Origin of the sequence: Aeromonas piscicola (genome assembly GCF_000820005.1) — a bacterium.
In the GTDB taxonomy this organism is placed as follows: domain Bacteria; phylum Pseudomonadota; class Gammaproteobacteria; order Enterobacterales; family Aeromonadaceae; genus Aeromonas; species Aeromonas piscicola.
In genome coordinates this window covers 78,466-100,594 of record NZ_CDBL01000063.1, presented here as the reverse complement: position 1 = coordinate 100,594, position 22,129 = coordinate 78,466, and the positions used below count along the sequence as shown (strand labels likewise).

Sequence of the window (22,129 nt, the reverse complement as noted above, 5' to 3'; positions counted from 1 at the left end):
GCCGCAGCGCCCCGCTGCGGGTCGCCGAGGTGCGCCCCCAGGTGAGCGGCATCATTCTCAAGCGCCTCTTTACCGAAGGCAGCGACGTCAAGGCCGGCCAACTGCTGTACCAGATAGACCCCGCCGTTTATCAGGCCAATGTTGCCAGTGCCAAGGCCAATCTGGCCAAGGCGCAGGCCAACGAACAGAGCGCCCGCCTCAAGGCTAAGCGTTATGCCGAGCTGGTGAAGGTGAAGGCCATCAGCAGCCAGGAGTATGACGATGCCGACGCCGCCTGGAAGCAGCAGCTTGCCGAGATTGGTGCCGCCAAGGCCGCCTTGCAGAGCGCCAACATCAATCTGGCCTATACCCGCATCACGGCCCCCATCAGCGGTCGCATCGGCAAGTCTGCGGTGACCGAGGGTGCCCTGGTGACGGCCCAGCAGGCCGACAGTCTCACCTCCATCCAGCAGCTCGACCCCATGTATGTGGATGTGCGTCAGTCCACCGCCGATCTGCTGCGCCTCAAGCGTCAGGTCGCCGCCGGCAAGCTGACTCAGGGCCAGCAGGATGGCGCCAAGGTGCGCTTCCAGCTGGAAGATGGCAGTAGCTATAGCGAAGAGGGCTCATTGCAGTTCTCCGACGTGACCGTGGATGAGACCACCGGCATGGTGACCCTGCGGGTGATAGTCCCCAACCCTCACCAGCTGTTGTTGCCCGGCATGTTCATGCGCGCCACCCTGCAAGAGGGTGAGCGGGCCGAGGGGCTGCTGGTGCCGCAAACTGCCGTGACCCGCACGCCGAAAGGCGGTGCCACCGTCATGGTGGTGACGGCGGACAACAAGGTCGAGCTGCGGGAAGTACAGCTGAGCCGCATCGTCGGCAGTGACTGGGTGGTGGAATCCGGTCTCAAGACGGGTGAGCGAGTGATCGTCGCCGGTCTGCAAAAGGTAAAACCCGGGGTTGTCGTGGCGCCCACTGAACAGACTGCCACCGCGCCGTCTGCCCAGACCCCGGCCAACAAGTAGGATGGAGTAGTCGCCTCATGGCACGATTTTTCATAGACAGACCCATTTTCGCCTGGGTGATCGCCCTGGTGATCATGCTGGCGGGGAGCCTGGCCATCATAGGCCTGCCGATCGCCCAGTATCCCAGCATAGCGCCACCCGCCGTCGGCATCTCCGCCAGCTATCCGGGCGCCTCCGCCAAGACGGTGGAAGACTCGGTGACCCAGATCATCGAGCAGAACATGACGGGGCTGGATCACCTGCTCTACATGTCTTCCCAGTCCGATTCGTCCGGCAATGTGTCGGTGACCCTCACCTTCCAGGCCGGTACCGATCCCGATATCGCCCAGGTACAGGTGCAGAACAAGCTGCAGCAGGCGATGTCGCTGTTGCCGCAAGAGGTCCAGCAGCAGGGGATCCGGGTTCAAAAGACCTCCAGCAGCTTCCTGATGGTGGCGGCCTTCATTTCCAGCGATGGCAGCATGAACAACGATGACCTGGCCGACTACGTGGTGGCCAACATCAAGGAGCCGCTGAGCCGTCTGGACGGGGTCGGGGACATCACCTTGTTCGGCAGCCAGTACTCCATGCGGGTCTGGCTCGATCCGAACAAGCTCAACCGGGTACAGATGACCCCGATTGATGTGCAGACCGCCATCAAGGCGCAGAATGCCCAGGTGGCGTTCGGCAAGCTGGGCGGTACGCCTTCCGTGACCGATCAGCAGTTCACCGCCACCATCATGGGGCAGACCCGTCTCTCCAGCGTGGCCGAGTTCAACAATATCTTGCTGCGGGTGAATCAGGACGGCTCCAAGGTACGGCTGCAGGATGTGGCCCGGGTTGAACTGGCGGGCGAAAACTATGACGCCGATGCGCTCTATAATGGCCAGTCCACTGCGGCTGTCGCCATCAAGCTGGCCACAGGTGCCAACGCCCTCGACACCGCCGAGAAGATCCGCGGCAAGCTGGATGAGCTCTCCGCCTACTTCCCGGCCAACATGGAAATCGTCTATCCGTACGACACCACGCCGTTCGTGAAGATCTCCATCGAGGAGGTGGCGCAGACCCTGATCGAGGCGATCTTCCTGGTGTTCTGCGTCATGTATCTGTTCCTGCAGAACTTCCGCGCCACCCTGATCCCGACCATAGCCGTGCCCGTGGTGCTGCTGGGGACCTTCGGCGTCATGTCGGCGTTCGGCTTCTCCATCAACACCTTGACCATGTTCGGTCTGGTGCTGGCTATAGGCCTGCTGGTGGATGACGCCATCGTGGTGGTGGAGAACGTGGAGCGGCTGATGAGCGAGGAGGATCTCTCCCCGCTGGAAGCGACCCGCAAGTCCATGACCCAGATCACGGGTGCCCTGGTGGGGATCGCCCTGGTGCTGTCCGCCGTGTTCGTGCCCATGGCCTTCTTTGGCGGTTCGACCGGTGCCATCTATCGCCAGTTCTCCCTCACCATCGTCTCGGCCATGGTGCTGTCGGTGCTGGTGGCCCTGATCCTGACCCCGGCGCTTTGTGCAACCCTGCTCAAGCCGATCAAGCACGGCGAGTTCGGCGCCCAACGCGGCTTCTTCGGCTGGTTCAACCGGGCCTTCGATGCCGGCGCCAACCGTTACCAGAACGGTGTGCGCAAGGTGGTCAAGCAGGGGGTGCGCTACGGCATCATCTATGCCGCCATGCTGGCGGTGCTGGCGATCCTGTTCATGCGCATGCCCACCTCCTTCCTGCCGGAAGAGGATCAGGGGGTCATCATGTCCATGGTGCAACTGCCGGTCGGTGCTACCAAGCAGCGTACCGAGGTGGTGCTGGCGGACATGCGCGACTACTTCCTGAAGAACGAGAAAGATAACGTCGAGGCCGTGCTGACGGTGGCGGGCTTCAGCTTCGCCGGTAGCGGTCAGAACAGCGGCATGGCGTTTATCAAGCTGAAAGACTGGAAAGAGCGCGATACGCCGGAGCGCAGTGCCAACGCCATCATAGGCCGCGCCATGGGTTACCTGTTCAGCATCAAGGAAGCCCAGGTGTTTGCCTTCAACCTGCCCCCCATTCCGGAGCTCGGGACGGCCACCGGCTTTGACTTCTACCTGCAGGATCGCGGCGGGCTGGGGCACGAGAAGCTGATGGCGGCGCGCAACCAGTTGCTCGGCATGGCGGCGCAGGATCCCAACCTGGTGCGGGTTCGCCCGAACGGGATGGAAGATACCCCGCAGCTCGACGTCAAGATCGACTACGAGAAGGCGCTGGCGCAGGGGCTCTCCATCAGCGACATCAACAACACACTGGCGGCGGCCTGGGGCTCTTCCTACGTGAACGACTTCGTCGATCGTGGTCGGGTCAAGAAGGTCTACCTGCAGGCGGATGCACCGTTCCGGATGAACCCGGAAGATCTCAAGCTTTGGTATGTGCGCAACAGCGCGGGCCAGATGGTGCCCTTCTCCGCCTTTGCCAGCACGGAGTGGAGCTTTGGCTCGCCCCGTCTGGAACGCTATAACGGTGTCTCCGCCATGGAGATAGTGGGTGAAGCGGCGCCCGGCAAGAGTACCGGTGACGCCATGGCGGCCATAGAGCAGATGGTGAAACAGCTGCCGGAAGGCATAGGCATCGAGTGGACCGGTCTCTCCCTGCAGGAGCGCCAAGCGGGCTCCCAGGCACCGGCCTTGTACGCCATCTCCCTGCTGGTGGTGTTCCTCTGTCTGGCGGCCCTGTACGAGAGCTGGAGCATTCCGTTCTCGGTGATGCTGGTAGTGCCGCTCGGGGTCTTGGGTGCCATTCTGGCGGCGACCATGCGCGGGTTGGAGAACGACGTCTACTTCCAGGTGGGCTTGCTCACCACCATAGGACTGTCGGCCAAAAACGCGATCCTGATCGTCGAATTTGCCAAGGAGCTGTATGACAAGGGGATGGGCGTCAGCGAAGCCGTGGTAGAAGCTGCCCGGTTGCGGTTGCGTCCTATCCTGATGACGTCGCTCGCCTTCATCCTCGGCGTGCTGCCGCTGGCCATCAGCTCGGGAGCGGGTGCCAGCAGCCGCAACGCCATAGGTACCGGCGTGATGGGGGGCATGATCAGCGCGACCGTGCTGGCCATCTTCTTCGTGCCGCTGTTCTTCGTGCTGGTGACGCGCTACTTCACCAAACACAGTACACGGGAAGAGCGTGCTGCCCTTGCCAAGGAGACTCATCATGACTAAGACGATCGTCGCCTTGAGCGTGACACTGCTGCTGGGGGCCTGTTCCATGGCCCCCGACTATCAAAGACCCGAGCTACCGCAAGGCGCCTCCTGGCAGAGCAATCAGCTGGAAGGGGAGGCGGCAGCCTCCCCCTGGCAGCAGCAGTTCCTCGATCCTGCCCTGCAGAAACTCATTGCCACGGCGCTGGAGAACAACCGGGATCTGCGCATCGCGGCCCTCAACGTCGAGGCCTATGAGGCCAGATACCGCATCCAGCGAGCGGCCCAGCTGCCGACACTGGCGGCGAACGGCTCAGGCACCCGTCAGCAGGGATCCGATGATCTCAGCAGCACGGGGCAGGGCGCCATCAGCAGTCAGTACAATGCCAACATTGGCATCACCGCCTATGAGCTGGACCTGTTCGGCCGGATCCAGAGCCTGAAAGATCAGGCACTGGAGACCTATCTTGGTCAGATCGAGACTCAGCGCAGCACCCAGATTGCGCTGGTCGCCTCGGTGGCCAACGCCTATCTCACCCTGCTGGCGGATCAGGAGTTGCTGGCGCTGAGCGAAGCAACCCTGTCTACCGAGCAGGAGAGCTATGGCCTGACCGAGCACAAGTATCGCCTGGGCGCGGCCTCAGAGATGGAGCTGGCGCAAGGGCGTACCGCGCTGGAGAGTGCCCGGGTCAGCCTGGCCCAGTACCAGCGCCAGGTGAAGCAGGATCGCAATGGTCTGGCCCTGCTGCTTGGCAGCCAGGTACCGGCACTGGACGGTCGGCCGGCGACCCTGGCCGAGGTGCAACTGGCGGCCATCCCGGTCGGTGCACCTTCCAGCCTGCTGCAACAGCGCCCGGACATTCTGGCCGCCGAGCACAGTCTGAAGGCGGCCAATGCCAATATCGGTGCGGCGCGCGCTGCCTTCTTCCCCTCCATCTCGCTCACCGCGACGGCGGGCACCGCCAGCAATCAGCTGAGCGGCCTGTTTGATGGCGGGACCGGAACCTGGTCGTTTATCCCCCAGATCAACCTGCCCATCTTCGATGGCGGCAAGCGCATTGCCGATCTCGACGTGGCCGAAGTGAGCACCAAACAGGCGGTAGCCAGCTATGAGAAGAGCATCCAGACCGCCTTCAAGGAGGTTGCGGATACGCTCGGCACCCAGGCTGATTACCAGCAGCAGTTGCAGGCGCAGCAGGCACTGGTGGAGGCCAACCAGACCTACTTCAAGCTGGCGGAGTTCCGCTATGAGCAAGGAGTGGACAGCTATCTGACCCGGCTCGATGCCCAGCGTTCGTTGTTCAGTGCCAAGCAGGGACTGATCAGCACCCGTCTGGCCCAGCTGACCAACCAGGTGGCGCTTTACAAGGCTGTCGGTGGCGGCTGGCAAGCCCCCGACGCGAGCGCAACGGCGAGTGCTCAGCAGCAGTAGCCATCATCTCCCAGCTTGCGTTATCGTATAGCCACAGGGCGAACCATCCGGTTCGCCCTGTTTGTTTTCAGCAAAAACATACACATATGAAACCTTGATGACATAATACGTCGTTCAGGTTGTGGTGGTTGCATCAACAATTTAGGGGGCTGGTTGGGGGAACGCCTTTGCAACTGGGTCTCCCATTATGGGGGCGCAAGGAAGGTGCGGTATCATGCGTGGCTTAGCACTCAACCCCTGTTGGTAACTACGTTTTCTGTGATCAGTCGGTGAGTGGCGTTTAACTGAGCGTAAAGTGACAACTCTTGTGGCGTTAAAGCGACATGTTTGGTAGTGGAACGAGTCTTGGAGGATTAATGAACAGGCTGCACATCTACCACCGTGAATGCGGTTGTTTTGGCTGTTCAAGCTACTAGGAAAGGCGCTAGAATTCACACTTTGCCTTTAAGGCACAATGAACTTTTATGCTTGTTCCTTGTCAGGCGGTCAGATTTAATACGTCAAAAAGACCGCGAGTTTGTCATCAGGAATAGTGGCAGAACTATCTCAAGCTGGAGGGCATCATGGCCAGCAACACAAACAATCCGGCTAAAGCAGCAAACTGGGGGCTGTAACTCAGGGGCGGTAGCTATTGTTTTTTTTGGTTAGTATCAGAAATTCGCTGCTCAAATGTACAGTTATCCCTGTCTTGATTTTTGTAAAAGATTAAAAATCAACCAAATTTCTATTAATTTTCAAGAGCATACCTATGAAAATCCTTGTCACTGGTGGCGCTGGCTTTATCGGCTCGGCGGTTGTTCGTCATATCATCTGGGATACCAACGACTCAGTTATCAATCTCGATAAACTTACCTATGCGGGCAACCTGGAGTCTCTGGCGGAGGTATCGGCCAGCGATCGTTATGCGTTCGAGCAGGTGGATATCTGCAACCGTGGTGAACTGGATCGGGTGTTTGCCCTGCATCAACCGGATGCCGTGATGCACCTGGCGGCCGAAAGCCACGTTGATCGCTCCATCACCGGGCCTGCTGATTTCATCGAGACCAATATCGTCGGCACCTATGTGTTGCTGGAAGCCGCCCGCGCTTACTGGAACGATCTGGACGAGACGCGCAAGGCAGCCTTCCGCTTCCACCATATCTCCACCGACGAGGTGTATGGCGATCTGCCCCACCCGGATGAGGTGAGCGCCGGTGAGGCGCTGCCGCTCTTTACTGAAACGACCCCCTATGCCCCCAGCAGCCCCTATTCTGCCTCCAAGGCATCCAGCGACCATCTGGTACGCGCCTGGCGCCGTACTTACGGTTTGCCGACCATAGTCACCAACTGCTCCAACAACTACGGCCCCTACCACTTCCCCGAGAAGCTGATCCCGCTGGTGATCCTCAATGCACTGGATGGCAAGCCGCTGCCTGTGTATGGCAAGGGCGACCAGATCCGCGACTGGCTCTACGTGGAAGATCATGCTCGCGCGCTCTACAAGGTGGTGACCAGTGGCGTTATCGGTGAGACCTACAACATTGGCGGTCACAACGAGAAGCAAAACCTGGACGTGGTACACACAGTGTGTGACCTGCTCGACGATATGGTGCCCAAAGCCGGTTCTTACCGCGATCAAATCACCTATGTGGCGGATCGTCCCGGCCACGATCGCCGCTATGCCATCGACGCTAGCAAGATGAGCGCCGAACTTGATTGGCAGCCGCAAGAGACTTTCGAATCCGGTATCCGCAAGACGGTGCAGTGGTATCTGGATAATCAGCAGTGGGTTAACAACGTCAAGAGTGGCGCCTATCAATCCTGGATTGATCAGCAGTATGGGGAGAAGAAATAATGAAAGGTATTATTCTGGCCGGTGGTTCAGGCTCTCGCCTCCATCCCATCACGCGCGGCATCTCCAAGCAGTTGTTGCCAATATATGATAAGCCGATGATCTATTACCCTCTTTCGGTGCTCATGTTGGCAGGGATCAAGGATATCTTGATCATTACCACTCAGGAGGACTCGGAGAGTTTTCAGCGCCTGCTTGGCAATGGTGAGCAGTTCGGCATCAATCTGCAATATACGGTGCAGCCATCACCGGATGGATTGGCTCAAGCCTTTATTCTGGGTGAAGAGTTCATTGGTGAAGACAATGTCTGCCTGGTGCTTGGCGATAATATCTTTTTTGGCCAGGCATTTGGCAAGCAATTGCAAAAAGCGATTGACAATCAGGAAGGTGCTACTGTATTCGGCTACAAGGTGATGGATCCCGAGCGTTTTGGCGTCGTCGAGTTTGATGAAGAGTTTCGTGCCAAGTCTATAGAAGAAAAACCGGAAAAACCAAAATCGAATTGGGCAGTAACCGGTTTGTATTTCTATGATAACTCCGTCATAGAAATTGCAAAAAGTATTAAACCATCCGATCGTGGCGAGTTGGAAATCACCAGTGTCAATCAGGCATATCTCGAGCGCGGTCAGCTGAAAGTAGAACAACTGGGGCGAGGTTTTGCATGGCTTGATACCGGCACCCATGACTCTCTGATTGAAGCATCTCAATTTGTTCAGACAGTTGAAAAGCGTCAGGGATTCAAAATCGCATGTCTTGAAGAGATTGCATTTAACAATGGCTGGTTGAACCGTGAACAAATAAAAACCATTGGTAACAGCATGGTAAAAACCGGTTATGGACAATATTTGTTGAGCTTGATCAAGTAAAGAGATGTCAACATGAATGTAATCAAAACAAAGATTTCAGACCTGCTCATTATTGAGCCGAAAGTATTTGGTGATGAGCGTGGTTTTTTTTATGAGACCTATCAGGATGCGCGTTACAAGGCGGCCGGGATAACCCTAGATTTTGTTCAGGACAACCGCTCACGCTCTACACAAAATGTGTTGCGTGGACTGCATTTTCAGAAAACCAAGCCGCAGGGAAAGCTGGTCACGGTAACCCAGGGCCGTGTATTTGATGTCGCTGTTGATTTAAGGCCTGACTCCCCTACATTTGGCCAGCATGAATCTGTATTGTTGACAGGGGAAAACAAGGTTCAGTTTTATATCCCGCCTGGATTTGCCCATGGTTTCTGTGTACTGAGTGAAACTGCTGATTTTCAATATAAATGTACAGATTACTACGATCCGGCGGATGAGAGCGGGTTGCTGTGGAATGATCCTGAGCTGGGCATTGAGTGGCCGTTGGCTGCGCCTGTGCTGTCACCAAAAGACAGCGTACAGCCTACGCTGGCTCAGATCCGTCACAACTTGGTGAATGGGTGGTGAGTATGAAACGTTACACCGTTTTTGGTGGGCGGGGCTTTATCGGCAGCGAGATAGTCGGCATGCTGGAAGCTTCTGGACAGGATGTTTGGGTACCGTTACGTGATGATGACAGTGTATTCGAAACCGATCTGGGCACAGTGATATACAGTGCGGGACAAGGTGATTGCAAGAATTCGCCATTTGGCGTGTTTGATGCAAACTGTCGTTTGTTGGCAGACTTGCTTGAACGAGGAAAATTCGAACGCCTCGTCTATGTTTCTTCCACCCGCGTGTACATGAATCATGGCTCCTCTTCAGAAGAGGCTGATTTGAAGGTATGTACCGATGATCAGCGCAGGCTGTTCAATCTGACCAAGTTGGTATCCGAAGAGCTGTGTCTGAAAAGTGGCCGTAACGTTACCATTGTCAGGCCAAGCAATGTCTACGGCGTCGCTCTGCATAGCCCGCTTTTCTTGCCGGCGATCACCCGTAATGCGATTAATCATGGCAAGGTTGACATGTATATTGACCATAATTATGCCAAAGATTATGTGTCGGTAACAGATGTGGCCAGTGCATCTATCGCACTGGCAGAGCATCCGGATAGCCTGGGGGAAGTCATCAATATTGCTGCCGGGTATAATATTACTGCTCAGCAAATAGCGGATGTTCTGCAAAAGCACACAGAATGTGAAGTGATCTGGCATAAGATTCCATTTCCAAATGAAATCTTCCCGGTCACGAAAATAGATAAGATTCAATCTTTTATTCCCGGGTATCATCCAAAGAATGTGCTTGAAGACCTAGAGTTGATGATAGGGGACTTTAGAACTCAATTGGTAGAGCATTAATGAACGGCTTCAATCGGCTGTTGAAAAACTCAGTTGCAAATATCATCAATGGTTTTTCCAATGTTATATTGGGGATAGTAATATCCCCATTCTTGTTACAGCGTTTACCGATAGATAGTTTTTCTATGTGGAATTTAAGCATCCAGGTAGGAGCATTCTTTGCGCTTATAGGTTTTGGATGCCAGTTAACAGTTGCTAGAAACATTACTATAGCAAGAGAGAAAAAAGATGTGAGTATGGAACACCATATAATAAAAAATGGTGTTATTCTAAGCTCTTTAGGTATTTTATTTAGTAGTGTTCTACTTATTGTTATATATAATGATTTTTATACATTTTTTAGTAAGGCAGAAGGCATTGGTACATCGGACGATCAGCTAACATTTTTTATTGTCGCTATATCATTTGTTATAGGTTTAATATCATCGGTCTTTAGTGGTTTTTTTACTGGAATTGAGAGAAATGATATTCCTGCAATAATCAACTTGGCTTCAAGGGTTATATTAGGTTTTGCTATCATAATAACTGCAAAGTATGGCATTAAGGCCATGTCATATGTATATCTGATTGTCAACATAATATCATATTTAATAATTTATTTTTCATATCGCTTGTTCAGAATAAAAAATATGATCACTGGTTTTCATGAAAAGATTACTAGCAATCAGTTCGGTAAATTCTTTTCATATTTTATCGGTATTAGTGTTTTCAACTTAGCATCATTTCTACTGGTTGGATTAAATGGTATTTTAGTCGGAAAATATTCATTCAATGAGTTTGCTTATTATTCATTGGGGATGAGTTTAGTGACTGCTGGAGTCGGTTTCATAAATGCAGCAATGTCACCCATTATTCAACCATTAGTTAAGCTTTCTGGTAAAGGTGATTCAGTATATAAGCTTAATAAGCTATTGTATAATCTTACATTTACTGTGATGTGCCTATCTATTATCGCCATAATATCATCTATCTATATTGGACCATATATATTGAGTTTATGGGTCGGTCCATCAATATCTGTGCATGTAGAAAAGATATTTATCTTTCTGATGGTAGTTAATCTCGTTAGATTAGTTGGAGCCCCACTTGGCCTTCTATATATCGCACAAGCTAAACAGAATGAAATAATGCATTATCCATTGATGGAAAGTGTAATTAGTGTAGTGTTGACAATATATTTCATTGGCTCTTATGGAATGTATTCGGTTCCTTTTGGTTTAGCTATTTCAGTTTGTTTGATATTACTTATATATTCGTTTAGGTTGTTAAAAATACTAGATGATTATAGCTATTTCCTGAAATATAAAATTATTTTTATAGTTTATCCAATAACAACATTTTTATTTGTTATTGGTTTAGTGGAAGCGAGAGGAAGAAGTATAGAAAGCATTAATTATGTATTTGATGTTATATCACTTCTAATAGTATTGTTAGGTGGATACTCAGTATTTATAAGAACAAAAAACATCAAAAAATTTCTTGAGGTGTGATTCATGATTGGACGATTGATCAACATAATATATAATATAAAGTATCGATTTTTCTTAGACAAGAGAGTTAAAATTTCTCCTCAAAATGTTTTCATTCATAATGCTGCCACATTTATTGTATCTAATAATATTGATGCACAAATAAAGATTAATAGTAATGTCTATATTGGACGTTTTGCGAATATTCATACTGGCTCAGAAATAAGGATTGGAGAAGGGGCGGTATTAAGTGATTATGTTTATTTAAGTACGCTATCTCACGGCTTTGATCCTTTGGGAGGGCCTATAATGCAACAAGAGTCATATGATAAAGGCCCTATCATATTAGGAAATAATGTATTTGTTGGCTTTGGTAGTAAAATTATGCCTAATGTAAGTTTAGGTGATTGGTGTATCGTTGGAGCTGGTTCTGTGGTTACAAAATCATTTTCTGGTTATGTCATGATCGCCGGTAATCCAGCCAAAATCATAAAGAAATATGATCCACAATCTAAAGCATGGGTGAATTAATTGTGTTCATAAATAAGATTATAAATTTTATAACTCTGATATATAGTCAAATAAAATACAAACTACTGATGTATAGTTTTGGTTATAAAAGTAGAATAATTAAACCCATGCTAATTTCAAATCATAAATATATTTCCGTAGGTGATAATGTCATTATCAGAAATGGGATAAGATTAGAAGTTGTAGATCCTCAAAATGAAGTGGTAATAAAAATAGGGAACAATGTAAATATTGAACAATATGTTCATATTGTTGCTCGTTGTAACGTATCAATCGGTGATAATGTCTCTATCACTGGAGGGTGCTCTATTGTAGATGTTATTCATCCATACGATGATATTTTTGCTATTGATAAAATCGGCTCTCGAATAGAAAAAATCGATATGCCGGTGTCGATTGGTGATGGAAGTTTTATTGGTTTTGGAGCGCATATAAATCCAGGGGTGACAATCGGGCGAAACTGCATTATTGGTGCTAGATCTGTTGTAACTAAAAATATTGATGAATATAGTGTTGTTGCTGGAAATCCTGCAAAAGTAATTAAAAAATATAATTTTGATAAGCATGTATGGGAGAAAGTATAGTGTGTTCATCAAAAATAGGTCTTGTTACTGTCCTTTATAATACACCTGAGGTTTTACCCGATTTTTTTAAAAGTCTAGCATGTCAAAATTATAAAGAATTCATCCTGTATGTTATTGACAATAGCTCGAATCCGGAATCACTGAGTTTGGCCCGAGAACTGGCCACTCAATATGGGATAGAAACCTCTTTCATTGATAATCAAGGGAACAACGTTGGCGTGGCGGCCGGTAACAATCAGGGGGTTAAAGCCGCTCTGGTGGATGGTTGCGAGTATGTCTTGATCATCAACAATGATCTTCTTTTTGATACGCCAGATGTCTTTGACAAATTGATGCGGGTGGCCATCAATGGGGAGAGCCTCGTCAGCCCGCTGATTTTGAATTATCCGGAAGGCAAGCTTTGGTATGCCGGCGGATATTTCGATGAGTATCGGGCGTTGGCACCTCATGATTACGCAGGCATGGATAAGGCTGCGGTGGTAAAATTTGATGAATATCATGCCTATGCACCTACCTGCTTTCTGATCGTGAACAGTGATGTGTTCAAGCAAGTCGGTATGATGGATGAACGCTATTTTGCATATTATGATGATACCGACTTTCTATATCGGGCCCATGTTGCTGGATATAAAGTGAAACTTGAGCAGAACGTTGTCATTTCACATAAGGTCAGTGTATCTACGGGAGGGGATATGAGCTTCTTTGGAGCTTATCACCTGACCAGAAACAGAATCTATTTTGCTAAAAAGAACCTGCCTTTTCCAAAAAGAGAAATAAGTATTGCTTATACCATGATCACCCGATTGGGGCGAATCATGTTATCTACTGGTGCCGTAAGACAGGGTTTCATCAAGGGGCTGGTTGATGGCTTCAAAATGTAGTATACATGTATGACATTATATCTGGTTCTGCTGCTCTATATTCCCTTGCTGCTTCTTTCAATATGCTCTGAAAAAGATGAAAAAATACTGAAGGGGGCTTTCCTATATATCTTCTTATTCTTCATATTTTATCATATCGATGCTGGGCCGGATCATCATGTGTATGAGTGGGCCTATTATGAACCACCATTTTCAATTCCCTTTGAACCAGTTTTCGGTTTGCTGCTAGCCACCTCAAAGGTTTTTGGACTCGATTACATAGAGTTTTTGATCGCTCTAAGGTTGATTAGTTTTATCTTGTTTGCATATGCCTGTCTAAAACTGGATAAAACCAAATTCATATTCTTGATGGGGTTGTATATTCCTATCTCGTTTATCACCTTCGAGTTGAATTTGTTGCGCCAATCCTTGTCTTTGCACTTTGGATTGGTTGCCGTTTGCGCTTATCTAAAGAATAGAAACAAAACATCATATGTGTTCATGACACTGGCTGTCATGTCTCACCTTTCTGCAATCGTAATGGCCTTGATCTACTTAAACAAGATAAGGGTGAAGGTGCTGGTTCTGTTAGGTATGGTTGGCATTATGATACTGATGCTCGCGCTTCCGGCGATTATCAGTAAAATTAATGATTATCAGGCATTGGGTGCATTGAATATTCGTATGGATGTGGCTACCTTGCAACTGGTTGTGCTTATGATATTGCCATTCTTATTCTTCAAAACTCAGGGTAACATTGTGCCGACCTTGCTATATTTGACTCTTTGCTGCATGACGTTTATTCCTGTATTAATTAGACTATATCCGATTGCACTATTGATCCTGCTGCCATCAATTGCCATTGCAAAAGGCAATAAGAATATGACAACTCTCTTTTTATTTGTTTCTCTTTCTTTCTTTATGACTATAGGCAAAACATATTTATTGTTGCAAGCCGATCAAAATGCTATTCAGGAGGGCATGTATCAGCATGGTTACACCAAATAAAAAAGTCATATTTGTTTCCATGTCTAATCGTGATTCTGCCATGTGGTTTTCATTCACCGGGCTGGCCCATGCGTTTGAAGAATACGATGTTTCTTTTGCATTTCCATCGTCTAATCCAGCGGCAGAAACTGAATATACCGAGCATCTGTTTTATTACAACTTGCAGAGTCCCATCAAGACGGCCCGTTCAGTATTGGCGCTGGCGAGAGTGATCAATGAAGAATATGATCGTGTAGTCATCTTCTCACAAGGTATTTTCTCTGCCTATCTGACCATGCTGCTAGACAGAAGAATCGAAGTTATAGCTTGGGGGCATGAACTCATAAATCACGTCGATAGAGCTGGTTTTTTCCGAGGCATGAATTATTACCTGTCAGATCGTCTTATGGCATTGAGAACCTCCAGGATGATTGTCGCTTCGGATGATCTGGAATCTATTGCAACAGCATATTATCCCAATAAGAGAATCACCAAGACCTGTCTACCGATGTCAGGGGATTTTTCCTGCCTTGTAAGCAAAGGTGATTCGGTTGGCAAGCACAGCAATGGCAAAATCGAAATACTTTTCTTTGGGGCTATTACCTCATACAAGGGGCTGGATATATTGGGGAGGATCCTTGAAAAATTCAGCGATGATGATATTCATCTAACCATTATGGGAAGAGGGCCGCTGGATAAATATTCTGAACATCTTCATAAACGGGCTGAACAAGGCAGAAACGTCACCTGGATTAATAAATTTGTGGACGCCAAGGAAGTCGTTGCACAGTTGCATATATCAGACTTCATGTATTCAATGTATAGTTCTGTCACGGCTACATCACAAATAGATATCGCCAATGCTTTTGGGGTTCCTGTATTGGCGACCGAGCTCCCGTTTTTTAACAAGAAAATAAGACATGGTATTAATGGATATATTCTCAATGAACATTCTTTTTATGAACTGCTGAGTGAGAGATTATCTGGTGGGTTGAAAATATCTCGGGAGGATATCATTGAGCATTATAATCAGGCAGGCATCAACAAGCATTGTGTAGAAAATATAATTAGAGACGGGATTGTCTAGATTATGAAAAAGTATATCCAGCATTATGGTGTTTTGGGGTGCATTCGCTTAGTTGTGGAATACACTATCACCAGAATTTTTTTTCAAGATGCTCGTTTGATTAGACGGCCTTTTGAAATTCGAGGTGCATCAAGAATCAGATTAGCAAAAGGATTCACCACCGGAAGGTATTGCCGGTTGGAAGCTCATGGTGCCCATGGCATCAATCTGGATATTGGTCTGAACTGTCAGCTCAATGATGCTGTTCATATTGCGGCGGCTGAAAGTATTGTGATTGGTGATGATGTATTGATTGCCAGTCGGGTTTTTATCACGGACCTCAACCATGGCAGCTATAGCGGGATGGAGCACTCTCATCCTGACTCCATCTGCAGGGAGCGGTCACTGAATGCCAAGCCTGTTATCATTGAGTCAAATGTTTGGCTAGGTGAAGGTGTTGTTGTGTTGCCTGGCGTCAAAATTGGCGAGGCGTCCATCATCGGAGCAAACTCGGTGGTTTCCAGAGATATACCCGCAAACTCCATCGCCGTAGGCAATCCAGCAAGAGTAATTAAGCAGTTTGATTTTCAACGCGAGCAATGGGTGGCTGTTGATGCAAAGTAATGCTAGTGCTGTTTTGATATGCCCTGATTTTTTTGATTATAAAAAGTTGCTTACCACAGAACTTGAGCATCGTTATAAGACAGTGCTATCATTTTCTGATAGACCACTATGTTCTTCTGTATCAAAGGCGCTGATCAAGTTTAATATTCTGGGATATGCTCACGTTGCCTCCAAACGATATAGTTCAGAAATTTTCAAGATTATTTATGACAAGCTCTCCTTGATTGAGGAAGTAATAATTGTCAAAGGAACCTGTATATCGCCCTGTCTGATTGAAAATATTAAAAAACTCAATCCAAAAACAAGAGTAATCTGCTACAGCTGGGATTCAATATCGAATGTCAAAACATTCCCACTATTGGCTGAAAAAGCTGATTTAACATATACATTTGATATTGCCGACAGCAAGAGATATGGTTATGACTATCTGCCACTATTCTATTCTAATAAAAACAACCATGTTGTGACAACAGATAAAAAATATAAATATAGCTTTGTTGGTAGTTATCATGGTGATCGTATATCGGTATTGCAGCATATTTTTTCTCATGAGGAGAATTCCGATAATTATGTAAGAGTGTTTTTTCCAAGCAAGTTGCAATTTGCTTTTTATTATCTCTTGGACTCTTGCTTGAGGGCTTCCCCCAAGGAGTGGATTACGTTTAAACCGCTATCAAGGGCGGAAATAATCAACGTAGCTGAACATAGTGAATATGTTATAGATATACATAATGCTAATCAAACCGGGCTAACCATGCGTACTTGGGAGACGTTGGGAGATGGCCACAAATTGGTAACGACAAATGCTGCAGTGCTTTGCCATGCAGCCACGAGTGATGTCATTATCATTGATAGAAATACCGGAAAGCGATGGTCTGAATCACAATGTTCTGTGTACTTTAATGAGATGTTTGATTCCACGCTGAGTGTAGATTCATTGTCTTTATCTACATGGCTTGATAACTTGTTGGCTAGAAGTGAAAAATAATATGGCTGTTATTCCCGTAATTATGGCTGGAGGCTCTGGCTCCAGGCTGTGGCCCATGTCTCGTGAGCATTTTCCAAAGCAGTTTTTGAACTTGTATGGTAACAGTTCGATGTTGCAAGAGACTGTCAATAGACTTGCAGATATCGAGTGTACGAGCCCTCTGATTTTATGTAATGAAAAGCATCGTTTTATTGTGGCAGAGCAACTTCGTCAGCTCGACATTCTTGCTAATAATATTATACTCGAGCCGATAGGACGAAATACTGCTCCTGCCATCGCCTTGGCTGCCATACAGTGTCTTAAAAACAGCAATGATGCTCATGATCCGATCTTGTTGGTATTGGCTGCAGATCACTTGATTCAAGATCAACAGGCATTTACCTCTGCAATAAACAGTGCCATTCCATTTGCCGAATCAGGAAAACTAGTGACATTTGGTATTGTTCCCAGTACCCCAGAGACAGGTTATGGTTACATCCATCGTGGCAGTGAGCTGCATGCCATCCAAGAAAACTCAAAAGCATATTTTGTTAATAAGTTTGTAGAGAAACCCAATCTGGATGTTGCCAAAGTTTATCTAGCGAGCGGTGAATACTATTGGAACAGCGGTATGTTCATGTTTAGTGCACGCCGTTACCTGGCTGAACTGAGAAAGTCACGCCCTGATATATATGCTGCTTGCATGGCATCAATGAATGATGTCAGCAGTGATCTTGATTTTATTCGAGTCAATCGTGATGCCTTCAATGAATGCCCCAGTGAATCCATTGACTATGCCATTATGGAAAAGACGTCCGATGCGGTAGTTATTCCAATGGATGCCGGTTGGAATGATGTGGGCTCATGGTCATCCTTATGGGAAATATCAGATAAAGACGCTTGTGGCAATGTTTGTCGCGGTGATATTATTTTGACAGAGAGTCATGATAATTACATCTCTGCCGAGTCTGTTCTTGTTTCAACCATAGGTGTGGCAAACCTTGTTATCATTCAGACAAAGGACGCCATTCTTGTTTCAAGTAAAGACAAGGTACAGGATGTTAAAGCGATTGTAGAAGAGTTGAAGCGTCGTGGCCGCAAGGAATATAATACTCACCGTGAGGTATACAGACCTTGGGGCCAATACGACTCGATTGATGATGGCAATGGCTATCAAGTCAAAAAGATATTGATCAGACCAGGTGAGCGTTTATCAACGCAAATGCACCATCATAGGGCTGAACATTGGATTGTTGTTTCAGGCACGGCCAAAGTGACTAATGCTGGTCAGGAGTTTCTGATCACTGAAAATGAGTCCACATTTATCCCTATTGGTGCAATACACTCACTTGAAAATCCAGGGAAAGTTGATCTGGAATTGATTGAAATACGCTCCGGTAAATATCTCGATGAGGATGATATTTTCCGTTTTAGTGATAAATATGGCCGGGTCGATGGGGGGCAGTATGATTAAGCAAGACCGTCTTGTTAGCAAGGATATTATCAAGCAAAGTGGCATTGAATTCGGCACCAGTGGTGCTAGAGGCCTTGTTGTAGATTTTACTCCTGATGTGTGTTTTGCGTTTACGTACGCTTTTGTTGCTGTTATGAGGTCTTCCTATCGCTTCAATCAGGTAGCGTTGGCCATTGATAATAGACCTAGCAGTTATGATATGGCGATGGCTTGTGCGACAGCATTGAAAGCGATGGGATTGGAGCCTGTGTATTACGGTGTGATTCCAACCCCTGCACTTGCCTATAAATCCATGAATGATGCCATTCCTTGCATTATGGTTACAGGAAGCCATATTCCATTTGATCGCAATGGGCTGAAGTTTTATCGACCCGATGGCGAGATCACCAAAAGTGATGAGTTGGCCATCATCTCGGTAGAAGAAACATTTTCGGTTGCAAGCAAGCTGTTATGTCTGGAGCCGAAAGGGGATGCTGCTGCTGCATATATTGCACGTTATAGCTCGCTTTTCGAAAAACCACCGCTTGCTGGTATGAGGCTTGGTATTTATGAGCACTCCAGTGCTGGCCGTGATCTCTATGCCGTACTCTTTAAGGTATTGGGAGCAGAAGTCATTTCACTTGAGCGTACGGAAGATTTTGTTCCTATCGACACTGAAGCTGTTTCTGAAGCAGATCAAGACAAAGCCAGGGGATGGTCCCAGTTACATAAGCTCGATGCTATTTTCTCTACGGATGGTGATGGCGACCGGCCTTTGGTTGCCGATGAGGTCGGGAATTGGCTGAGAGGCGATATATTGGGGTTGCTATGTGCTGCTAATTTAGGCGTCGAAGCGGTTGCTATTCCTGTTAGTTGCAATTCTGCGGTGAGTTCCTGTGGCAAGTTTGCCAATGTAACTCATACAAAAATTGGCTCACCTTATGTACTTGAAGCCTTTCCAAAATTAAATGCCCAATATGGTTCAGTCGCCGGTTTTGAAGCCAATGGTGGATTCCTGCTGGGGAGTATGGTGGAGTTCAATGGTAAAAGGTTGGCTCCTTTACCTACTAGAGATGCTGTTTTGCCAGCATTGATATTATTTGTTAGTGCTCAGGTATCGAAAATATCTGTGCTGATAGATGAACTTCCCCAAAGATTCACCTATTCAGATAGAATCAAGGACTTTCCTAAAGAGAAAAGCAAGGAAATAATAGAGTTGGGTACTGCTAATATCACCGAGTTGATGCTAAAACTTCATTTCAATGAGTTACAGATAACGTCTGTGGATAGAACAGACGGTTTAAGAGTTATATTCGGAGGAGGAGAGGTTTTGCATCTGCGACCTTCAGGTAATGCACCAGAGCTCCGTTGTTATGCTGAGTCTGATAGTGTCGAGGGGGCGAAGTCCATTGTTAATCAAAGTCTTGGTTATTTGCAAAAATAGATTTAAAATCGCTTTCTGAAAGAAATTTGCGCAAACTTTAAGCTCATGGGGTAATACATTGAGTTATCAACGCCGTCACTCACGCTGGTATGAGCGTGTATTGTTCAGTCCTCCCTCCTTGTTTTTCCTGGGGGCCATGCTTGCTGTGTGTTTACCTGCCCTTGAGCGTTGGGGGTGGGGATTTTGGGAGTATTTTGATGCCGTAAGAGTCAATACCCTAGGTGGCGCTTTTGTTGCCTTCCTGCTGACGGGGATCGTACTGTATCGTTTCTTGCGTTATCCAGGTGCAAGCCCTGTCGCCTACATGATCCCAACCGTGACGACACTCTATGGGTCGCTTGTAGGAGCGCTTTTCTTCCTGCGCCTTCCCTATAGTAGACAGGTTCTTTTCGAATCTTACGTTGTGGCGCTACTGTGTTGTTGGGTTGTCTATTTTATCGGTCGTCGCTATCGTACCCCCAAGTATGCGTTGCTCCCGTTCGGTGACTATCAACCACTGATGCATCACACTTGTGTGGAGTGGCGTTTATTGGATAAGCCGGACCTTGGTGCCGTGCGTTATGACGCCGTCGTTGCTGATTTGCGCGATGACAATCTGGCTGGCGAATGGGAGCGTTTCTTGGCCCGCTGTGCTTTGGCACATATCCCCGTTTATCACATCAAGCAAATTAGCGAAACGTTGACTGGCAGGGTGAAGATAGATCACCTACATGAAAACCAGCTCGGCTCCTTGTTGCCTTCCCCTATCTATGCCTTCATCAAACGGGGTATGGATATACTGGCAGCAGTGATTGCTATACCGCTATTTTCACCACTAATGCTGGTGACTGCCGTATTGATCAAGCTGGAGAGTCCTGGCCCGGTGATGTTTTTGCAAAATCGTGTGGGTAAAGGTAATCGGGATTTCAGAATCTACAAATTCCGAAGTATGTGTCAGAACTCCGAGCAGCATGGCGCACAGTTTGCTCAGGATGGTGACATGCGCGTCACCCGAGTGGGCAAGGTGATCCGCAAGCTGCGTATCGATGAGTTGCCCCAGTTCTTCAATGTGCTCAAGGGAGACATGAGCCTGATAGGTCCGAGGCCTGAACAACGCACTTTTGTCGATCAGTTCGATTGGGAAATCCCTTTTTATATGTATCGTCACATAGTGCGCCCGGGGATCAGTGGTTGGGCGCAGGTGGTACATGGTTATGCGGCCGATGCTGATGATACCCGTATCAAGATTGAGCACGATTTTTATTACATAAAGAATTTTTCTCTGTGGCTGGATGTGCTCATCGTGTTCAAAACTATTCGCACCATACTAACCGGCTTCGGGGCTCGGTGATCCAGGATGCGGATCTTGCTATTGGGGGCTCGTGGTCAGCTGGGACGAGCCCTTTTTTCTGCGCTGAGCGTGGAGTTTCCCCATTGGCAAGTAATCGCTTTGGGAAGAAAGGAATGTGATATTTCGGACTCAGATGTATTGGTTGATTCTCTGTACGCCCATCACCCTGATGTCATCATCAATTGTGCTGCCTATACGGCAGTTGATACAGCTGAAACAGAACCTGAATTGGCCGATGAGGTCAATCACAAGGCATTATTGAGTATGGCTCGGGGGGCTGAGGATTTAGGCGCCTTGTTGGTGCATTTCTCGACAGATTATGTGTTTGATGGTACGGGTTCCCAACCCTGGCTTGAAACGGATCAGCCAAGCCCTCTCAATGTTTATGGTGCCAGTAAGTATGCTGGGGAGTTGGCAATACAGCGTCTATGCCCTGACCATCTTATTATTCGCACCGGCTGGTTATATGGCGGGGAGGGCAAGCATTTTGCTCGTACCATTCTTGCTCGGGCCAGCCAGGGATTGCCTCTTGGTGTCGTTGCTGATCAGTGGGGAGCACCGACGCAAGTTGACTGGCTGGCAAGGGCCAGCGTGTTGGCGCTATCGCAAGTCGTGAGGTCACCCAGTAAGGTCGGGCTATATCATCTGACGTGTCGGGGAGAGACAAGCTGGCACGGTTTTGCCTCGGCCTTGGTTAATGGGGCGCATCGGCGGGGCTGGTTAAAAAAACAAGTTGCTATTCGCTGTATTGGTTCAGGCGAGTGGCCGCAACAAGCTTGCCGTCCCTTGAACTCAAGGTTGGATTGCAGTTTATTTTCAAGAGTGTTCGGGATTGACCTACCTCTTTGGCATGAACAAATGGCCAATTGGTTGGCCAAACTTAAAGAATCAGATATAAATGATATGTGATATATTCTTAATACGATTTATTTCTGAGGTGAGTTTGGCCCTAAAATACATTAGGATTATATCAGTATCTGCATTATATAAGATGCGAAGAGCTACAGTTACGCATCTATATATTATTGTTGGGGGTATTATAATGGCTGTGTTTACCTCACTTAAGACAAGTTGCGTCGCGCTTTGGTAGGGCTGTGGGGTATTGCAGGTTAGAAATGGCTCATCTTTTATATGGTTT

General features: G+C 48.0%; 19 protein-coding genes. All 19 read left to right on the top strand.

Annotated elements, in window-relative coordinates; genetic code table 11:
* Window positions 1-1,007, top strand: a 1,007-nt coding sequence (locus BN1128_RS16265) for an efflux RND transporter periplasmic adaptor subunit (RefSeq protein ID WP_042870635.1), incomplete at its 5' end; no start/stop codon positions are given.
* A 17-nt stretch (window positions 1,008-1,024) separates the two neighbouring features.
* Window positions 1,025-4,174 (top strand): efflux RND transporter permease subunit, encoded by a 3,150-nt coding sequence (locus BN1128_RS16260; RefSeq protein ID WP_042870633.1) that lies wholly within the window; start codon window positions 1,025-1,027, stop codon window positions 4,172-4,174.
* On the top strand, window positions 4,167-5,585 hold the full coding sequence (locus BN1128_RS16255) for an efflux transporter outer membrane subunit (protein WP_042870631.1): 1,419 nt from the start codon (window positions 4,167-4,169) through the stop codon (window positions 5,583-5,585). Before BN1128_RS16260 ends, BN1128_RS16255 begins: the two co-directional genes overlap by 8 nt.
* A gap of 748 nt (window positions 5,586-6,333) precedes the next feature.
* Window positions 6,334-7,419, top strand: a complete 1,086-nt coding sequence (rfbB, locus tag BN1128_RS16250; protein WP_042870629.1) for a dTDP-glucose 4,6-dehydratase — start codon at window positions 6,334-6,336, stop codon at window positions 7,417-7,419.
* Window positions 7,419-8,282: a glucose-1-phosphate thymidylyltransferase RfbA gene (gene rfbA, locus BN1128_RS16245; protein WP_042870627.1), complete on the top strand. Its 864-nt coding sequence runs from the start codon at window positions 7,419-7,421 to the stop codon at window positions 8,280-8,282. The genes rfbB and rfbA overlap by 1 nt, the downstream gene beginning before the upstream one ends.
* Window positions 8,283-8,294: 12 nt before the next feature.
* On the top strand, window positions 8,295-8,846 hold the full coding sequence (rfbC, locus tag BN1128_RS16240; protein ID WP_042870625.1) for a dTDP-4-dehydrorhamnose 3,5-epimerase: 552 nt from the start codon (window positions 8,295-8,297) through the stop codon (window positions 8,844-8,846).
* A 2-nt stretch (window positions 8,847-8,848) separates the two neighbouring features.
* Complete coding sequence (locus BN1128_RS16235) at window positions 8,849-9,676, top strand: NAD-dependent epimerase/dehydratase family protein (RefSeq protein WP_042870623.1); 828 nt, start codon at window positions 8,849-8,851, stop codon at window positions 9,674-9,676.
* Window positions 9,676-11,166 carry a lipopolysaccharide biosynthesis protein gene (locus tag BN1128_RS25520; RefSeq protein WP_156140408.1) on the top strand — a complete coding sequence of 497 codons (1,491 nt, stop codon included), beginning with the start codon at window positions 9,676-9,678 and terminating at the stop codon, window positions 11,164-11,166. The genes BN1128_RS16235 and BN1128_RS25520 overlap by 1 nt, the downstream gene beginning before the upstream one ends.
* Before the next feature lie 3 nt (window positions 11,167-11,169).
* Window positions 11,170-11,676, top strand: a complete 507-nt coding sequence (locus tag BN1128_RS24790; protein WP_082030442.1) for an acyltransferase — start codon at window positions 11,170-11,172, stop codon at window positions 11,674-11,676.
* Window positions 11,677-11,783: 107 nt separating this feature from the next.
* Window positions 11,784-12,260, top strand: a complete 477-nt coding sequence (locus BN1128_RS24785; RefSeq protein ID WP_082030443.1) for an acyltransferase — start codon at window positions 11,784-11,786, stop codon at window positions 12,258-12,260.
* Entirely contained in the window at window positions 12,245-13,141 is an 897-nt protein-coding gene (locus BN1128_RS16230) for a glycosyltransferase family 2 protein (protein ID WP_042870621.1), read from the top strand. Before BN1128_RS24785 ends, BN1128_RS16230 begins: the two co-directional genes overlap by 16 nt.
* A gap of 9 nt (window positions 13,142-13,150) precedes the next feature.
* Window positions 13,151-14,128 carry an EpsG family protein gene (locus BN1128_RS16225; RefSeq protein ID WP_244464603.1) on the top strand — a complete coding sequence of 326 codons (978 nt, stop codon included), beginning with the start codon at window positions 13,151-13,153 and terminating at the stop codon, window positions 14,126-14,128.
* Window positions 14,112-15,194 (top strand): glycosyltransferase, encoded by a 1,083-nt coding sequence (locus BN1128_RS16220; protein WP_244464602.1) that lies wholly within the window; start codon window positions 14,112-14,114, stop codon window positions 15,192-15,194. The genes BN1128_RS16225 and BN1128_RS16220 overlap by 17 nt, the downstream gene beginning before the upstream one ends.
* Window positions 15,195-15,197: 3 nt before the next feature.
* Window positions 15,198-15,797 carry a DapH/DapD/GlmU-related protein gene (locus tag BN1128_RS24780; protein ID WP_082030441.1) on the top strand — a complete coding sequence of 200 codons (600 nt, stop codon included), beginning with the start codon at window positions 15,198-15,200 and terminating at the stop codon, window positions 15,795-15,797.
* Complete coding sequence (locus tag BN1128_RS25515) at window positions 15,787-16,785, top strand: WaaS/CpsH family glycosyltransferase (RefSeq protein ID WP_156140406.1); 999 nt, start codon at window positions 15,787-15,789, stop codon at window positions 16,783-16,785. The genes BN1128_RS24780 and BN1128_RS25515 overlap by 11 nt, the downstream gene beginning before the upstream one ends.
* A gap of 1 nt (window position 16,786) precedes the next feature.
* Window positions 16,787-18,238 (top strand): mannose-1-phosphate guanylyltransferase/mannose-6-phosphate isomerase, encoded by a 1,452-nt coding sequence (locus BN1128_RS16210; RefSeq protein ID WP_042870618.1) that lies wholly within the window; start codon window positions 16,787-16,789, stop codon window positions 18,236-18,238.
* Complete coding sequence (locus BN1128_RS16205; RefSeq protein ID WP_042870654.1) at window positions 18,234-19,661, top strand: phosphohexomutase domain-containing protein; 1,428 nt, start codon at window positions 18,234-18,236, stop codon at window positions 19,659-19,661. The genes BN1128_RS16210 and BN1128_RS16205 overlap by 5 nt, the downstream gene beginning before the upstream one ends.
* Window positions 19,662-19,719: 58 nt before the next feature.
* Window positions 19,720-20,991 carry a sugar transferase gene (locus tag BN1128_RS16200; RefSeq protein ID WP_042870616.1) on the top strand — a complete coding sequence of 424 codons (1,272 nt, stop codon included), beginning with the start codon at window positions 19,720-19,722 and terminating at the stop codon, window positions 20,989-20,991.
* A gap of 6 nt (window positions 20,992-20,997) precedes the next feature.
* Window positions 20,998-21,900: a dTDP-4-dehydrorhamnose reductase gene (gene rfbD, locus BN1128_RS24775; RefSeq protein WP_082030439.1), complete on the top strand. Its 903-nt coding sequence runs from the start codon at window positions 20,998-21,000 to the stop codon at window positions 21,898-21,900.
* The last annotated feature ends 229 nt before the right edge of the window (window positions 21,901-22,129 follow it).

Coding starts and splice junctions, on each gene's coding strand:
- BN1128_RS16260 (WP_042870633.1), top strand. CDS start 1,025: ATGGCACGATTTTTCATAGACAGACCCATTTTCGCCTGGGTGATCGCC.
- BN1128_RS16255 (WP_042870631.1), top strand. CDS start 4,167: ATGACTAAGACGATCGTCGCCTTGAGCGTGACACTGCTGCTGGGGGCC.
- rfbB (WP_042870629.1), top strand. CDS start 6,334: ATGAAAATCCTTGTCACTGGTGGCGCTGGCTTTATCGGCTCGGCGGTT.
- rfbA (WP_042870627.1), top strand. CDS start 7,419: ATGAAAGGTATTATTCTGGCCGGTGGTTCAGGCTCTCGCCTCCATCCC.
- rfbC (WP_042870625.1), top strand. CDS start 8,295: ATGAATGTAATCAAAACAAAGATTTCAGACCTGCTCATTATTGAGCCG.
- BN1128_RS16235 (WP_042870623.1), top strand. CDS start 8,849: ATGAAACGTTACACCGTTTTTGGTGGGCGGGGCTTTATCGGCAGCGAG.
- BN1128_RS25520 (WP_156140408.1), top strand. CDS start 9,676: ATGAACGGCTTCAATCGGCTGTTGAAAAACTCAGTTGCAAATATCATC.
- BN1128_RS24790 (WP_082030442.1), top strand. CDS start 11,170: ATGATTGGACGATTGATCAACATAATATATAATATAAAGTATCGATTT.
- BN1128_RS24785 (WP_082030443.1), top strand. CDS start 11,784: ATGCTAATTTCAAATCATAAATATATTTCCGTAGGTGATAATGTCATT.
- BN1128_RS16230 (WP_042870621.1), top strand. CDS start 12,245: ATGGGAGAAAGTATAGTGTGTTCATCAAAAATAGGTCTTGTTACTGTC.
- BN1128_RS16225 (WP_244464603.1), top strand. CDS start 13,151: ATGACATTATATCTGGTTCTGCTGCTCTATATTCCCTTGCTGCTTCTT.
- BN1128_RS16220 (WP_244464602.1), top strand. CDS start 14,112: ATGGTTACACCAAATAAAAAAGTCATATTTGTTTCCATGTCTAATCGT.
- BN1128_RS24780 (WP_082030441.1), top strand. CDS start 15,198: ATGAAAAAGTATATCCAGCATTATGGTGTTTTGGGGTGCATTCGCTTA.
- BN1128_RS25515 (WP_156140406.1), top strand. CDS start 15,787: ATGCAAAGTAATGCTAGTGCTGTTTTGATATGCCCTGATTTTTTTGAT.
- BN1128_RS16210 (WP_042870618.1), top strand. CDS start 16,787: ATGGCTGTTATTCCCGTAATTATGGCTGGAGGCTCTGGCTCCAGGCTG.
- rfbD (WP_082030439.1), top strand. CDS start 20,998: ATGCGGATCTTGCTATTGGGGGCTCGTGGTCAGCTGGGACGAGCCCTT.